Origin of the sequence: Corynebacterium sp. H130, assembly GCF_037572395.1 — a bacterium.
Lineage (GTDB): Bacteria > Actinomycetota > Actinomycetes > Mycobacteriales > Mycobacteriaceae > Corynebacterium.
On record NZ_JBBHLA010000004.1, the window covers coordinates 163,894 to 178,937 of the forward strand.

At 59.2% G+C, this 15,044-nt stretch carries 17 protein-coding genes; 14 read left to right on the forward strand and 3 right to left on the reverse strand.

Annotated elements, in window-relative coordinates:
* The first annotated feature begins 105 nt into the window (after positions 1 to 105).
* The 10 genes from WG939_RS08910 (at position 106) to WG939_RS08955 (ending at position 8,724) form a co-directional block, all read left to right on the forward strand.
* Positions 106 to 981 (forward strand): hypothetical protein, encoded by an 876-nt coding sequence (locus tag WG939_RS08910; RefSeq protein ID WP_339984869.1) that lies wholly within the window; start codon positions 106 to 108, stop codon positions 979 to 981.
* Positions 982 to 1,002: 21 nt separating this feature from the next.
* On the forward strand, positions 1,003 to 1,614 hold the full coding sequence (nadD, locus tag WG939_RS08915; protein WP_339984871.1) for a nicotinate-nucleotide adenylyltransferase: 612 nt from the start codon (positions 1,003 to 1,005) through the stop codon (positions 1,612 to 1,614).
* Between the two features lie 24 nt (positions 1,615 to 1,638).
* Positions 1,639 to 2,523 carry an endonuclease domain-containing protein gene (locus WG939_RS08920; protein ID WP_339984873.1) on the forward strand — a complete coding sequence of 295 codons (885 nt, stop codon included), beginning with the start codon at positions 1,639 to 1,641 and terminating at the stop codon, positions 2,521 to 2,523.
* Positions 2,524 to 2,845: 322 nt separating this feature from the next.
* Positions 2,846 to 3,313 (forward strand): ribosome silencing factor, encoded by a 468-nt coding sequence (rsfS, locus tag WG939_RS08925; protein WP_339984875.1) that lies wholly within the window; start codon positions 2,846 to 2,848, stop codon positions 3,311 to 3,313.
* A complete protein-coding gene (locus tag WG939_RS08930) occupies positions 3,310 to 4,017 on the forward strand; it encodes a histidine phosphatase family protein (protein WP_339984877.1) in 708 nt (235 codons plus the stop codon). Before rsfS ends, WG939_RS08930 begins: the two co-directional genes overlap by 4 nt.
* A 3-nt stretch (positions 4,018 to 4,020) precedes the next feature.
* Positions 4,021 to 4,824, forward strand: a complete 804-nt coding sequence (locus WG939_RS08935; RefSeq protein ID WP_339984879.1) for a DegV family protein — start codon at positions 4,021 to 4,023, stop codon at positions 4,822 to 4,824.
* A 48-nt stretch (positions 4,825 to 4,872) separates the two neighbouring features.
* Positions 4,873 to 5,505: a ComEA family DNA-binding protein gene (locus tag WG939_RS08940; protein WP_339984881.1), complete on the forward strand. Its 633-nt coding sequence runs from the start codon at positions 4,873 to 4,875 to the stop codon at positions 5,503 to 5,505.
* Positions 5,502 to 7,070: a ComEC/Rec2 family competence protein gene (locus WG939_RS08945; protein ID WP_339984883.1), complete on the forward strand. Its 1,569-nt coding sequence runs from the start codon at positions 5,502 to 5,504 to the stop codon at positions 7,068 to 7,070. Before WG939_RS08940 ends, WG939_RS08945 begins: the two co-directional genes overlap by 4 nt.
* Positions 7,071 to 7,083: 13 nt before the next feature.
* Entirely contained in the window at positions 7,084 to 8,040 is a 957-nt protein-coding gene (gene holA, locus WG939_RS08950; RefSeq protein ID WP_339984885.1) for a DNA polymerase III subunit delta, read from the forward strand.
* Positions 8,041 to 8,076: 36 nt separating this feature from the next.
* A complete protein-coding gene (locus WG939_RS08955) occupies positions 8,077 to 8,724 on the forward strand; it encodes a LysE family translocator (RefSeq protein ID WP_339984888.1) in 648 nt (215 codons plus the stop codon).
* Positions 8,725 to 8,783: 59 nt separating this feature from the next.
* On the opposite strand, the gene rpsT is transcribed toward WG939_RS08955, so the two are convergent.
* From rpsT to WG939_RS08970, 3 genes are all read right to left on the reverse strand, one after another.
* On the reverse strand, positions 8,784 to 9,047 hold the full coding sequence (gene rpsT, locus WG939_RS08960) for a 30S ribosomal protein S20 (RefSeq protein ID WP_339984890.1): 264 nt from the start codon (positions 9,045 to 9,047) through the stop codon (positions 8,784 to 8,786).
* Between the two features lie 158 nt (positions 9,048 to 9,205).
* Entirely contained in the window at positions 9,206 to 9,769 is a 564-nt protein-coding gene (locus tag WG939_RS08965) for a type II toxin-antitoxin system PemK/MazF family toxin (protein WP_339984892.1), read from the reverse strand.
* A gap of 28 nt (positions 9,770 to 9,797) precedes the next feature.
* On the reverse strand, positions 9,798 to 10,571 hold the full coding sequence (locus tag WG939_RS08970; protein WP_339984894.1) for a siderophore-interacting protein: 774 nt from the start codon (positions 10,569 to 10,571) through the stop codon (positions 9,798 to 9,800).
* Between the two features lie 91 nt (positions 10,572 to 10,662).
* Between WG939_RS08970 and WG939_RS08975 the strand changes: the two genes are divergently transcribed.
* Genes WG939_RS08975 through WG939_RS08990 form a run of 4 tightly spaced genes read left to right on the forward strand, consistent with a single transcriptional unit; the run spans position 10,663 to position 14,156 of the window.
* Positions 10,663 to 11,559, forward strand: coding sequence for an ABC transporter substrate-binding protein (locus tag WG939_RS08975; protein WP_339984896.1), 897 nt, complete (start codon positions 10,663 to 10,665; stop codon positions 11,557 to 11,559).
* A 34-nt stretch (positions 11,560 to 11,593) separates the two neighbouring features.
* Complete coding sequence (locus WG939_RS08980; RefSeq protein ID WP_339985238.1) at positions 11,594 to 12,460, forward strand: FecCD family ABC transporter permease; 867 nt, start codon at positions 11,594 to 11,596, stop codon at positions 12,458 to 12,460.
* Complete coding sequence (locus WG939_RS08985; RefSeq protein ID WP_339984898.1) at positions 12,457 to 13,386, forward strand: FecCD family ABC transporter permease; 930 nt, start codon at positions 12,457 to 12,459, stop codon at positions 13,384 to 13,386. The genes WG939_RS08980 and WG939_RS08985 overlap by 4 nt, the downstream gene beginning before the upstream one ends.
* On the forward strand, positions 13,377 to 14,156 hold the full coding sequence (locus WG939_RS08990) for an ABC transporter ATP-binding protein (RefSeq protein WP_339984900.1): 780 nt from the start codon (positions 13,377 to 13,379) through the stop codon (positions 14,154 to 14,156). The genes WG939_RS08985 and WG939_RS08990 overlap by 10 nt, the downstream gene beginning before the upstream one ends.
* The last annotated feature ends 888 nt before the right edge of the window (positions 14,157 to 15,044 follow it).

A 15,044-nucleotide genomic window follows, 5' to 3' on the forward strand; every position in this document is an offset into this window, starting at 1 on the left:
TTTGCATCACAAACCCCAGTGGGAACATGCGTTTCAGCTGGGGTTTCATTCGTTTTTAAGGTGTGTCACAATCGACGCTGTTATTCGACTGGAGTGGGAGCGGACATGAAGAAGATTGCGGCATTATTCGGTGCATTGGTGACGGCAGCAGCAGGATTGGCGGTCACACCGGCTGCGGTTGCACAGGATCAATGTCCGGCTGTTGTAGTTCTGGCTGCTCGTGGCTCCGGCCAAAATGGTGGCTACGAGTGGCAACCAACCCAGTACGGTGCGTCCCCGTGGGTGTCCAATGGTCGCGAAGGATCGACCATCCGCACCTTCCTGCACTACGTAGATAACGTTCATCAGCGTGATCACGGCACCTCCGTAATGTCGAACGTGCAGGTAGTGGGCATTGATGAGCGCGCCTACCCAGCAAACTTCCCAGAGACTGACTTCCGCCAACCAACCAACGTCTCCGAGGCGCTGTCCGAATTCACTGGCAAGGCGCTGCCACGTGCAACGACCTTCATCCAGTCCATTACCCAGGGGCGCGTTGGCGCTGAAGCAACCGTTCGTGCACACGACGCTGCCACCGGTTGTAACTCCAAGTACCTGCTCGTCGGCTTCTCCCAGGGCGCCGCAGTTATCACCGACCTGGAGACCAAGTTGGCCCGCGAGGGACGCCTGGCCGGTGCTGTGTACCTCGGCTCTCCATACACCTCCGCGAGCGACCCGCACCGCTTTGGTTCCGGTCTTTCCGGCAACGGCGTCCTGTCGAAGACGCCAGGCAATGGCTCCCGAATCGCAAGCAATAACCAGCGCATCGAATACTGCGTGCAGGGCGACGTCTGGTGCGACTTCAACGCGTCCAAGGTGGCAAACGGCACCGTGGAAAATCCTTGGGGCCATAACCAGTACTTCATTGGCAACACGCCGTTCCCAGGGGATCGTGACCACGTGGCGCGTCGAGTAGCAGAATTCATTCACGCCGCCGGATAGCGTGTTGTAGGCTGAAGAGCCATGACTGGAGCTTCGCAGCCACAACGCATCGGCATCATGGGCGGGACCTTCGATCCGATCCACAACGGACACCTCGTGGCCGGGTCGGAAGTGGCGTCCCGTTACAACCTCGATCTGGTTATTTACGTGCCGACGGGGCAGCCTTGGCAAAAATCCGACCGCAAAGTGTCTTCGGCGGAGGATCGCTACCTCATGACTGTGATCGCGACGGCCTCCAACCCATCATTCCGCGTCTCGCGCGTCGACATTGAGCGCGAAGGGCCTACGTACACGATCGACACCCTCAACGACCTGCGGAAGCAGTACCCAGACGCTGAACTGTATTTCATCACCGGCGCCGACGCGCTGGCCCAAATTGTCACCTGGCGCGACTGGCCGGAAATGTTCGAGCTGGCCCACTTTGTTGGCGTCACCCGCCCAGGCTACGAACTGACCTCCACAATTGACCCCGCAATTCACAAGGGGCGGGTCACTTTGCTGGAGATTCCTGCCATGGCGATTTCCTCAACAGACTGCCGAGCGCGCGCCGCCTCGGGGCGCCCAGTCTGGTACCTCGTCCCCGACGGAGTCGTGCAATTCATCAGTAAAACCGGCCTGTATGAAACCATTTGAGGGGTTTCATCCGTCTAAGTAAGTGTGAACACTTTTACTTTTGACTCCATTCCAATCCCTGTTTCTCGAGGTCGGGCAGGATTTACCCGCATCGACCGTGGCGTACACATACCCACCGGATCCCCACTTTCGGGGGTGTTGTGGGCGAGATGTATTTGGACCAAGTCGCCCTCCGTAATCTTCGGTGGCTTTGTCGGGCTTACCTACCACTACATCCATTTCTGGCAGGACACCTTGCCGATTGTCGGGCATGTGCTCGGTTCCAAGTCTTTCAATAGAAAGCTTTACCTGCAGTGGGGACGATTTTCAGGCCAGAGCATTGCTGGCCTCGACCCTTGCTTCAGAGACCTTCGCGTCGCATCACTACCTGACTGCGTCATCGATTGCCTCATTCAGCTCAAAAAACACCAGGTCGAGTGGGACGTCCCACCGATCCCAGGTCTTGAGCCTTGGCAAGTCCGAGCCGTGCAAGTCATTGATGCAGCGCGGCGCCACCGACAACTTACCTGGGCTGAATTAAAGCAGGCCGCAAAACACCGCTTCTGCGCCAAGCAACTTCTCGCACTCAGCACATCAAGTTCAGATCTTTGCGACTCACCACGCGAAACTCTCTTACGCCTGTTAATTTCTGATCTCGCTGCAAACCCCGAGTTGCAGCACCCGATCTTTCGGAATCCAGGCGATGAATTCCCGTTCACCATCATCGACCTGGCATGGAAAGACCACAAAGTAGCTGTCTACTACGACGGCGAACACCACCTAGATCGACGACAGCGGAATAGAGATGCAGAGATCAGAAACCATCTCGAAGAACTCGGATGGGTGGTAGTCGCCGTCACTGCTCCCGAACTAAGGAATCCAGAGCGACTACGCCGCAGAGTGAAGAGGGCTATCGATAGAGGGCGGTAGGTTGCTTGGAGAGAATCTGCACCCTGCTAGGCGATTTTGAGTGCGTGTTTGTTGCGTTGGAGGGTGCAGATTTGCTCCGCTGTTAGAATCTGCACCCTGTTGCCCGCCCGAAACGCGTTGGAGGGTGCAGATTTGCTCTGCCGTTAGAATCTGCACCCTGTTGTCCGCCCCAAACGCGTTCAAAGGTGCAATTTTGCCACCACAAAGATTGACACCAGGGCACCCAACAGGTGACTGAATCTTGAATGGCTGTGCCCTCGACTGGCTCAAACCCCCTATGGCGTGGAAAACTAGGTACTTAACTACTACCTGAAGGATTTTCGTGACTGCTTCTCAAGATTCGATTCGCTTTGCGACTATTGCTGCAAAGGCCGCCGATGAAAAGCTGGCGGAAGAAATCGCTGTCATCGATGTGTCTGACGTCCTGACCATTACGGATGTTTTCGTTATCGCGTCGGCAAGCAGCGAGCGTCAGGTGAGCGCGATCGTGGAAGAGATCGAGGATAAGCTCACCGAGAACAACATGGAGCCTATTCGTCGTGAGGGTGCTCGCGAGGGGCGTTGGGCGCTGCTGGACTATGGCGAGTTCGTCGTTCACATTTTCCGCACCCAGGAGCGCGAGTTCTATGGTCTCGACCGCTTGTGGCGCGACTGCCCACTGATCGACATTGAGGGCATCGAGACTCCGCAGCGTCCAAAGGCGTGGGAGATGGAAGTCAATGAGCGCGATGCGCAGTCCATTGACGATATTCCGCTCGCTGAGCAAGAACCTGATGTGGATGAGCTGTGACTCGTCAGCTCATTTTGATGCGTCACGGGGAGACGTTCTATAACGCGACCCGTAGGATGCAGGGGCAGATGGACACGGACCTGTCTGATGTGGGCCGTGAGCAGGCGCAGAGCGCGGCTGAGTATCTGCATGACAAGGGCATCGCCAAGATCATTTCCAGCGATTTGAAGCGTGCTCATGACACCGCGATGGCGGTAGCGACCAAGATTGGTGCGGACGTGGTCGTCGATAAGCGTTTGCGTGAAACCCACCTTGGGCAGTGGCAGGGCATGAACCACGAGGAAGTCGACGCGCAGTACCCAGGTGCGCGCGCGTTGTGGCGCCACGATGCTGCGTGGGCACCTCCGGAGGGGGAGTCGCGCATTGAGGTGGCGGCGCGTGCACGGGCGGTTATCGACGAGCTGATGCTCGCCTACCCGCAGTGGGACGACGCTACTGTCCTGGTTGTCGCCCACGGTGGCACGATTGGCGCGTTGACCTCGGCGTTGCTCGGTCTCAGCACAGATCAGTACCCGATTTTCTCCGGCCTCAAGAACACGTGTTGGGCGCAGCTGACTGCCCGCCCGCGTTACTACGTCGGCAGCCCTGATGCTGACGGCGAGGGGGATCCGGTGATCCCGCAGGCACGTTTCACGGCTGAAAATGTGGGCGATGCGCAGTGGTACCTGGACGGCTGGAACATGTCTGCTCCAAAGGTGGGGTAAGCGATGCCGGTGAGGGTTGTTACTGACTCGTCGGCGGGCCTGCCTAAGGATTTGGCCGAGGATCTGGAAATCACTGTGCTGCCGTTGCACGTGATGAGTCGTGGGGGAGCCACCTCTACCGCGGGGCTGACGGCGCTTGAGCTGACAGCGGCGTACGCCCGTCAATTGGAGCGTGGCAACGACGACGGCGTGCTGGCCCTGCACCTGTCGAAGGAACTGTCCTCCACCTGGACAAATGCAGTGACGGCTGCTGGCGTTTTCGACGGCACCGTGCATGTGGTGGACACGAATTCCGCAGGCATGGCAATTGGCGCTGCTGCGATGGCAGCGGCGAAACTGGCCAAACAGGGCGAGGATCTGGAGACGTGCTACCAGGCCGCGATCGACACCTTGGAACGCGCCGAGCTGTACCTGTACCTGCACCGAGTGGATGATTTGCGCAAGTCAGGTCGTCTTTCGGCGACCACGGCACTGATGTCTTCTGCGCTCGCAACGCGTCCGATCATGACGCTGCGCGAGGGGCGCGTTGAGCTCGCCGCGAAGACCCGCACCCAAACAAAGGCCTTTATCAAGCTGGTGGAAATGATCGCGGAAAAGGCTTCTGGCCAGCCCGTTTTCATTGCGATCCAGCACACCGAAGCCCGCGAGGCAGCGAACACGCTACTCAAGACGATGCAGGCCGTGCTGCACGTGGATTCTTCCTATGTCCTCACCGATCTGGACGAAGCCATCAGCACCCATGTTGGCCCGGGAGCCCTCGCGATCGCCGTTGTTTATCCACAGACGGTCACTCATCCACAGGCATAGCACTTTCGCTAACGTGCGATCGGGGCCAGCGCGCTAACTTCTAGCGCCATGGACCTCTCACAACGCCTCACCGACCTTGCCCGCCCCACCGGCGAGGAAGACCTGCTCGCCGTCAAATACCCCGAGCCTCGCCTGCGCATCAGCCCCACCCACGGCTTGTGGGTCGCCGCCCTGTGCGTGGTTGCGCTGTGCGGGTGGCTGTTGCTTCGCGACGCCCCATCCCAGCCATCCACCTTCGCCCCAGCGGAACTCGTCTCAACCACGCCTACCCCAGATTTTCTGGTGGTGAGCGTAGTAGGAGAGGTGACTCGTCCAGGACTAGTCACGCTCACTCCCGGCGCCCGAGTCGACGCCGCTGTGCAGGAAGCGGGCCCATTACCTGGAGCGGATTTGTCGGCGTTGAACTTGGCCGAAAAGCTCAGCGATGGCAAACAGATCGTGGTTCCCGTCCCAGGGGTTGCCCCTCCCGGTGTTGGGGCTGCGACTCCGGGCAAGATCTCTCTCAATTCCGCCACCGCTGCGGATCTAGAGCAACTGGATGGGGTGGGGCAGAAGACGGCGGAGGCGATCATCAAGCATAGGGATTCGATTGGTGGTTTCACCTCGGTTGAGCAGCTCAAAGATGTCAAAGGTATTGGTCCCGCCAAGTTCGCTGCCATCGAGCCCGAGGTCAGCTTGTGAGGGAACTTCGCCTAGTTCCCGCAGCGACAGTGACGTGGCTGGCAGTGCTCGTTACGTTGATGTCCCGTCAGCCGCTATGGGGCATGGCGATAGTTGCAGTCACGGCGCTGGCAGCGTTTTGGTTCCTTGGTGAGGCCGTCACTGCAGCATCGCTGGCAGGCACAGCAGTGTGCCTGGCATGGCTTCGGATGAAAAGCGTGCCTAAAGAACTAGCCGCTCAATTCTTGGCGAAAGTGGTGTCTACCCCGATACAGACCCGCACAGGCGGTTGGTCGATGCAACTCGAGGTAGGTGGCACATCGCTACGTGCATTCACCCAGCAACAGCCTCCGCCTCGCGGGGCGACGATCCTGGTGACGGGGGAGGAACAGAAACACGACGACCCGGAAATCGCTTCCTATCACGTACGAGTCTCAAGGGCCCATATCGTAGAGGAACCCCAGGGGTTCACGGCCTGGTCCAACGATCTGAAGGACCGGTTTCTGGAAACCTGCGCCCGCTGGCTGGGCCCTAAAACTGAAGGCCTCGTTCCTGGAATGGTGCTGGGCGATACCCGCGCGCAGAGCGACACCGAAAAACAGATGTATGTCGATACCGGTCTCGCCCATCTATCGGCGGTATCTGGTGCAAACATCACGATCATGACGGTCACCGCCGTATTCCTGGTCAAAGCCTGCACTTTGGGGCCACGCGCGCAGGTCGCTGGGGCAGCGTTCACTCTAGGAGTGTTTGTGGCAATCGTGGGATTTGAACCCTCTGTGCTGCGCGCCAGCGTCATGGGGATCGTTGGATTGCTAGCGGTCCTTGGCTCAGCTCAGGCCGAACCTGCGCATGGCTTATGCCTCGCCGTGATCGCCCTGCTCATTTATGACTCCAACCTAGCCACCTCCTTCGGCTTCGCCCTCTCTGTGGCAGCAACGGCCGGTCTCATCGCTCTCGCCCCACTGATTTACCGTGCCATCGCAAGATTCCCTGGCCCCGATCTACTGAAAAGAGCTCTCGCGGTTGCCATCGCAGCGGACCTCGTGACCATGCCACTGGTTGCTGCGATGAGTGGGAAAGTCCTCACTGCCAGCGTCCCTGCCAACGTCGCTGCAGCGCCCGCAGTAGCCCCAGTGACGATTCTGGGCCTCATCGGAATCCTATTCCCGCCTGCACTCAAACTCGCCGAGCCCTTCGCCTGGTGGATCGCCACCGTCGCCCACACCTTTTCGAGCGCCCCCGATCTCGCGATCCCCACCACCTGGGCCCTCCTCATCGCTGGATGGCTGCTCTTTCTCATCCACATCAAGAAAGCACACTGGCTGCTGCTCGGCCTCATCCTCCTCATCCCGAAACGCGAAGCCGACACCGTCCCCTTAAGAAACGTCATTCACGTGCAGGACCTACCAGACGAATTCGAAGCGCCTCCCGGGGTGGATGCTGTGATCGTCGACAAGCCCGGGTGCCCCAGCAAACGACCCCACCGCAGCCCGGCCGGCGTGCCGATCCTGTACCCACAGCGGGATGGGGCGGTCCGCGTGCTTGTCGACGGCACCCAGCGCGCAGAGCGCGGTCACTTCTAGCTACGATGGACGCGTGACCCAACCCGTGCACCTGATCCTCGGCGAAGAAGACTTCCTAGCCGAGCGAACCCAAAAGACGCTCCTCGAACAACTCCGCGTTGAACTGCCAGCGGGGGAGCAACTGCAGGTCACGCACATGAAAACCGGACAGCTCACCCCTTATGAGCTGGTGGACATGTTCAGTCCTTCGCTGTTTTCCGATACGAGAGCGCTTGTGTTCACAGATGCTGCGGAATCCGGTAAAGAGCCACTCGAATTGCTCGTGGATGCGTGCCGTGATGTCGCGCCGGGCATCACGGTGATCATTAGGCACACGGGCAAGGGACGGAATAAGCCACTGCTGGACAAGCTGAAGAAGCTGTCGACGGTGCATGAGGTGAACAAGCTGAGCGCCAGGGATCGGCAAGGCTTCGTGACAAACGAGTTCCGAAATCTCGGCGTACGCCCAACCCCAGACGTGGTGCACGCGCTGCTGGAAGGCGTCGGCTCAGATCTGCGGGAACTTGCATCGGCAGTGGGGCAGCTCGTCGCCGATACTAATGGGCACGTCACCGTCGAAGCCGTAAAGGCCTACTACGAGGGCGTAGCGGAAGTTAGTGGTTTTGATATCGCCGACCTCGCGTGCTCGGGAAACGTGACCAGGGCAGTGGCATCCACGCGCCGGGCCTTGCAACTCGGCGTCGCCCCGGTCCTCATCGCCGCCGCGCTGTCTAACTCAGTGATGGCCATCGCTAGGTGTTACGCCGTACGCGGGCGGGCGAATGAATACGAGCTGGCCAAGACGCTTGGCGTGCCACCATTCAAGGTGAAGTCCATCCTCCAGGTGGCGCGTCGTTGGAATGGCGATGCGATCTCTGATGCCGTGATCCTCATGGCTGATCTGGAGGCCCAAACCCGTGGCCGGGGCGGAGACATTGAGTTCTCGGTGGAAAGCGCGGTCCGTCAGGTCGCAGAATTGGCAGGGCGTTAGACTGTTCGGCGTGACTTTTTCTGAAGGCAGCCGCGCATGACACTTTCCCAACTCGGCACCATTCTCGCGCTCAACGTAGCGGGAATGTACACCCCCGGACCTGATGTGTTCCTGCTGCTCCGCTTGGCGGCCCGCTCCAGGCGCCATGCTCTTGCAGCCGTGGCAGGCATCGCCACGGGCATTTTCGTGTGGGTGACGCTCACCGTGATGGGCACAGCTGCGCTCTTCGTGGCCAATCCATCGCTGCTGGGATGGATCCAACTTCTTGGTGGAATGTGGCTGCTGTGGATGGGATTCAGCATGGTGCGTTCCGGATGGGAGCAACGCGTGAACAACGTTGTGCTGTCGGAACTAGCATCTGATGAGCTGCTGGGCAGCATGGGGAAGAATTACCGTCTCGGACTGATGACCAACCTGGCTAACCCGAAGGCCGTGCTGTTCTTCGCCTCGATCATGTCGCCGTTCATGCCAACTGATCCGACGGTGCTGACCTCCATCGAGATCATCGGCAGCATCGTGTGCTGCACCTTCCTCGGGTTCGCGTTGTTGGTATTCATCGTGTCCGCGGATGTCGTGCGCAGGCGACTCGTGGCCGCCGGGCCGTGGATTGATATCGTGGCTGGACTATTGTTTCTGGCTGTCGGCGTGTGGATGGTTTCGCAAGGAGTCCAAGCGGTCTTTTAAGAAAGACAAATGTGGCCCCGGATCAATGAAGATCCGGGGCCACATTCAGCAGAAGGTTATTAAGCCATCTTGTTCACTGCGGAAGCCATGTTGGACTTCTTGTTAGCAGCGTTGTTGCGGTGGAAAACGCCCTTAGAAACAGCCTTGTCCAGGGAGCGGGAAGCTACGCGAAGCTGTGCCTCTGCAGCAGCCTTGTCGCCAGCCTCAACAGCTGCACGGAACTTGCGGATCTCGGTGCGGACTGCGGAGCGAACTGCCTGGTTGCGCTGACGAGCCTTCTCGTTCGTCTTGATGCGCTTCATCTGAGACTTGATGTTTGCCATCTTGAAAATACCTCTTGTGAGTAGAAAACAATGGAAATGTTTCCACTAGAAACCCAGCCGTGTAGGCGGACCCAAGGTCCTGACCGCCATATTGTGGTCACGGGGGTGAAAAGTGAATAACGGGTAAACCCTAGCACCTACCTCTAGGTGCCACCAAATTAGCCCCAGCCGTATTCGCTGCGCAGCTTCGTCGCGATGCGCTCGAAGCGTCGACGAGGCACAATCGCCCCTTCCCGGCGAATCGCGAGTTCGGGCACTTCGATGACCTTATCCACGCACAGCCAGCACGGCGCGCCGGAGCAGTCCCAGCTGCCGGATCCAATATCCAGCCAACCTTCTTCATCCTCGTGATCCGAGTTTGGCGAAATCAACAGGCCAAGGATCGTTTCCATTCCGTGCCCAACCACCAGAATCGGGCGTTCCCTCGGGCCCTCCGGTCCCGCCAGGGAGATCCACACGACTTCGCCGGGTTCGGCGTGCCCGTCCATGTCGGGGGCGTAATAGATATTGCGGACGATCTCCGCGGTAGGGTGCACGTCGCAGACCGCTTCAACGCGTTCGCTAGTCTCCTCTGACGAGCTGCCGTCCAGTCCTAGCCGGTTCCCGAGCCTTGCGAGTCCCGCATCCAACCGGGCACGCTTTGCTTCTCGACGCCGCTGCGCAAACGTCCTCATGTGCGTCAGCATTTCTTGAAACTTGCCTGCACGCGAAACCTCGGTCATAGGTAACTAGGGTACCCGAAAAACGCTGCTATGGGCGTGGCTTTCCTTCGTACCAGAAGGGGACAAAGGTGATGTCGCAGGCAGGGATTCCGAGGTGGTGAATGCCATAACGGCGGGCTGCCTTGACCAGGCGATCTTCTCCAGAAGCCCACAACTTCTTGGTGCCGTTCAGGTGCCAGCTGGACAGTGTGTTTTCCATCGTGGTTGGCGCTGAGGACGGTGGGGTTTCAGTGATCGCACAATGGGCAAGTTGCGGGGCGTATGAGGTGAGGGCGGATAGCTCGACGTCGAGAAGCGACGGGGTGCAAACGGCGACGCTGCATCGGGCGAGGGCTGGGGACGGCAGGCGATCCAGGATTGAGAGGAGGGCAGGGGTGCCCGTTGCGTCTGCTACCAAGACTTGTGGTGCGGAAGTTGGTTGCCAGAGGGATTGGGCTGTCCAAAAGCCGCAGGTGTCGCCTGGTTGTGCAGTGGAAACCCAAGACGATCCCGGCCCGGCTGCATGCAGAACGACGTCGAAGGACAACAGTCCTTGCTCGGGATCCAACTTGCGGACCGTGTACCAGCGCAGGTTAGGGCGAGTCTCTTCAGGTAGCCGAGCAACCGCAGCACGGATGTTGATGTCAGAGCATTCAAAGGGGACAAATCGCTGGCCTTGTTGAGGCATGACAAGGCCAAAGTATTCATCAGGACCAGTGAGTTGGTATCCGATGAATTGTGGGGAAAACAAGGTGATTCGGCGCAGGTTAGGGCAGGGGTCAACGATGGAGAATACCGTGCAGCTCAACAGTGAGTGTGCCATTTCCCGTATGCCTTTCTTGTTTGCCCCGTCGAGGTTAGGTTAACCTTAGTTCACTAAGGTAAGGGTTACCTAAAGAAAAGGATTGGAAGATATGAACCGTCGCGGTTTTCTCGCCGTCGTTGCAGCGTCCGCACTCGTGCTCACAGGGTGTTCCCGGGCAGAGGTTTCCACGTCCACGCCTGAATCGCCACGAGTCGCAGCCCTCGGTCTCGGCGACGCCGATACTCTCCTTGCCCTCGGCATCACACCGGTGGCTGTAGCCCCATTTTCTCCGGAAGGTTCCCTGCCAAAGAACGGATTGGAGCCATGGTCGCAAGAGTTGGCCAAGGATAAGGAGATCACGCCGATCTTCAATACTGCGCAGGGCTTCACGGCTCAGGTGTTGGAAAAGGTTACGGCGACGAATCCATCGCAGATCGTGGCAGTGAACCAGGCTGTCGATGACCAGGCGAAGGCATCGTTGGAAAAGATCGCGCCACTGACGCTCAAGCCTGCCGGCGAGAAGGATTGGCAGATTCCGTGGGACAAGCAGGTCACCACGATTGCTGGTGCCGTAGGCAAGTCCGCTGAAGGTGAAAAGCTGATCAAGGACACTGAGCAGGCGTTTGCCACCTATCGGGACAAGCACCCTGAGCTGCAGGGCAAGAAGGCTGCCATCGTGATGCCTTATGCCGGCAAGCTCGGTCTCTACACGTCGCTTGACGGCCGTGGCCAGTTCATTGAATCGATGGGCGTGACGATCCCGAAGGAGCTGCAGGGTTCGGAAGGCAGCTTTTACGTAGACATTGCACCGGAGAACTACCACACTCTGGAGCAGGTCGACGTGCTGTATGTGCTGGATTACCAGGGCTCTGCCGAGCCTTTGAAGACTGATCCGGCTTTTGCGACCCTGTTGCCTAAGACGAAGTTCGTCTCCCAAGAAGTCGGCAACGCGATGAGCACGCCAAATCCGGTTTCCATTCCGTGGGCCCTTGAAAAGCTCAGTTAGCCTCTTGGGATTGCTAGCGCTGTTCATCGTCTCCTTGGCGGTGGGTTCGCGCTACATCCCAGTTTCTGAATTAATGGACCCGTCGGTCCGCCATATCGTGGTGGGGATGCGCCTCCCTCGAGGCGTGGTCGCACTGTGCGTTGGGGCGTCGCTGGGGCTGGCGGGACTACTTGCGCAGACCTGGACTCGGAATCCGCTTGCCGACCCTGGCATTGTCGGCATCACTGCCGGTGCGCGGTTCCTCGTAGCGCTCGGCTCCTTGGTCGGCGTCACGAGCCTGTGGCTGCAAGGAGCTTTCGCACTGGTAGGGGCCTTGTTGGCCACGTTGCTGGTGCTGGGTGTGGCCCGGACGGTGTCTGACCCGCTCACTCTCATCCTTGTGGGCGTGGGTGTCAATGCCACCCTCATGGCATTGACGATGCTCCTCGCGCTGCAATCCCAGTCGGTCTTTAACGACATGCGATCTTGGTCCGTCGGCTCCACCATCGGCCGGGGTGTCGGACACGTGTGGGTCGCTGCCATTGGCCTGCTGTTGGCAGCCGTTATCGCCTTTGTCGCCTCCCGCGACCTCGACATTCTTGGTATGGGCGCAGATTCCGCGGCGGCCCTGGGTGTCTCAATTCCTCGAACGCTGGCCCTCGTGGTGTGTGCGATTGTTATTGCGGCGGGTTCGGCCACGGCCGTGGTGGGTCCGGTGGCGTTCCTGGGGTTGGCTGCCCCACACATGGTTCGGGGGTCTTCTGTGCGGCGTCGATTAGCGCCCGTCATGCTGGTCGGCGCTGGACTTGCCCTGCTTGCCGACGTCCTCGGCCGCCTCCTCCTGCACCCTGGCGAAGTCGAATTCTCCGTCGTGCTCGCCGCAATTGGCGCGCCTCTCATGATTTGGATGATCCGCCGATGATCCGAGTTTCTCTTTTAGGTATCGTCGCCTATTTCGCCTTGCTTTGCCTGGGCGCAGTCGCGCTCTCACCGCTGGATGTATTCGCGGCGCTGACCGGTGGCGGTTCGGCGCAAGCAGTCAACGTGGTGTGGGATTTGCGTTTGCCCGTCGCGATCGTCACCGCCGTAGCAGGAGCAAGCTTGGCGACGGCTGGCGCCTGGTCCACGACGGTCGCGCGCAATCCGCTTGCCTCGCCCGACATGCTGGGCATCAGTGGTGGTGCCGCGGTGGCCGTCGTGGCCTTTCCTGTGTCGTCCTTCTGGGAACGAGCTCTACTGGCTCTCGCAGGTGCGGTTTCATTTTTGCTGCTTCTGCTGTTCCTGAGCATCCGGAGGTCGGTGCAGCAACTGATCTTGATCGGCGTTGCTTTGGCGCTGTTTTCCCAGGCCGCGGTGTCCTACCTGTTGCTGCGAGCAGACCTTATGCGGGCGACTGAAGCGCAAGTGTGGCTGGCGGGTTCCACCGCCTTTGCGCGTTGGCCGGTGGTGCTGCCTTTGATACTGGGTGTGCTTCCGTTCTTGGTGTTGGGGCTGTCGCAGCATTCCTCCTTGCCGATTCTTGCGCACGACGATGCCACCGCGATCTCCCTTGGTGTCCCGGTTTCCCGAGTGCGCTTGTTACTGGTTATCGCAGCAACTGGAATTGTCGCTGTTGTCGTGTCCGTGGTGGGGCCGCTGGCGTTTGTGGCGCTGGTGGCGCCGCAGCTCGCCCGACTCATGGGCGGGGGAGTGCTGCTTTCTGCCATTTGGGGTGCAACACTCATGCTCGTGTGCGCAGTCGTTTCAGTACTGTTGCCGGTGACCGCTCCGGTCGGCCTGCTCACCTCCGCAATCGGTGGCGTGATGCTGGTGTACTTGGTTGTCTCAAGGAGGTCCGCATGGAACTGATCGCTAAGGATATCGTCGCAGGCTACGGTGCTGGACCTTCGGTGGTGCAAGGGGTGTCCTTGACGGCCCAGCCGGGCACCGTCACCACGCTTCTTGGTCCGAACGGTTGTGGCAAGTCCACGTTTTTGAAGACGCTCTCCCGTGTGCTTTCGCCGCGCTCTGGATCCGTCACCGTGGATGGATCTCTGGTGCATGACATGGCTCCTCGTGAGGCATCACGGATCATTGGCATGCTCGCCCAGCAACCCATCGCCCCGGCCGGTATTACCGTCTCCGACTTGATTGCGCGCGGGCGCCACCCTTACCGAGGTCTCTTCGGAGGCTTATCGGCTACTGATAAGGAAGCTATCTCTAACGCCATGGAGATGGCTGGCGTAACTTCGCTGGCAACGGTCCCAGTGGCCGACCTTTCTGGAGGTCAGCGCCAACGAGTTTGGTTCGCCATGGTGCTCGCTCAAGACACCCCGATCATCCTGCTCGACGAACCAACTACCTACCTCGACCCAGCTCACGCCCTCATGGTGCTCGACTTGGCCCGCGAACAAGCGTTATTAGGGAAGACGGTGATCGCCGTTCTTCACGACCTCCAGCTAGCCGGAACCTACTCCGACCAGCTCATACTGATGAAGTCCGGTGAAGTTGTAGCGTCTGGTGCTCCAGCTTCCGTTCTGACACCTTCGAATCTTGCTTCAGTGTATGGACTCCGAGCAGAAGTATGGGAAGATCCATCTTCCGACTCGCCGGTGATCGTGCCAAGGGGAGTTGTGTAAGGGCTGGTGGTTAGACGAGTTCGTTTTGACGAGGATTCCTAGGTGGCGGTCTGACCCCAGTCGTGGTTCCTTGGATTCTCATCTAATCATTCTCGTCAAACTGCGTGTGGGTGGCCGGATGTCTCTTAGCCGGGCGGATGCCGAGATTGGATCGGGCTTTGTCGTGTTGGACGAGTTCGTTTTGACGAGGATTCCTGGATGGTGGCCTGACCCCAGTCGTGGTTCCTTGGATTCTCGTCTAAACGTCTTCGTCAAACTGGCGTTTGGGGGGCCGGATGTCTCTTAGCCGGGCGGATGCCGAGATTGGATCGGGCTTTGTCGTGTTGGACGAGTTCGTTTTGACGAGGATTCCTGGATGGCACTCGGGTCCTCGTCCCGTGTCCTTGGATTCTCGTCCAATCGTCTTCGTCAAACTGCGCAACCTGACGACGCTTGTTACGATCCAGGCATGTCCATTTGGGGGAATGGAATCGATGTTAGGGATGCGCGTCGCGTCTCCGCTTCCGATCACATCTTTTTTGCAGAGGTTGCATCCGGTCTTTGGTATCGGTTGCATGGTTCTTTCTATATCCGGGAAGAAGATAAATGGGAGCTCCCGCCGTGGACGTTGCAGCGTTTGCGGGTGATTGCGGTAGGCAAGCAGGTGAGGGTGGCTGTGCTCGTCGGCAAGGCTGCGGCCGTGTTGTGGAATTTCCGGCCGATCGATCACGAATTCACGATCGAGCTGGCGTTTCCGAAGGGAACGGCAGTACCTCCGAAACGGAGTCAGTTGGAGCATGTGAGGTATCGGCGACAGTTCCTCCCGAGGGGGGACACGGTGGTGCATAAGGGCATTCGGTTGACGTCGGCGGCGAGGACAGTCATCGATGTTTGTCGGTGGGAGAGTTT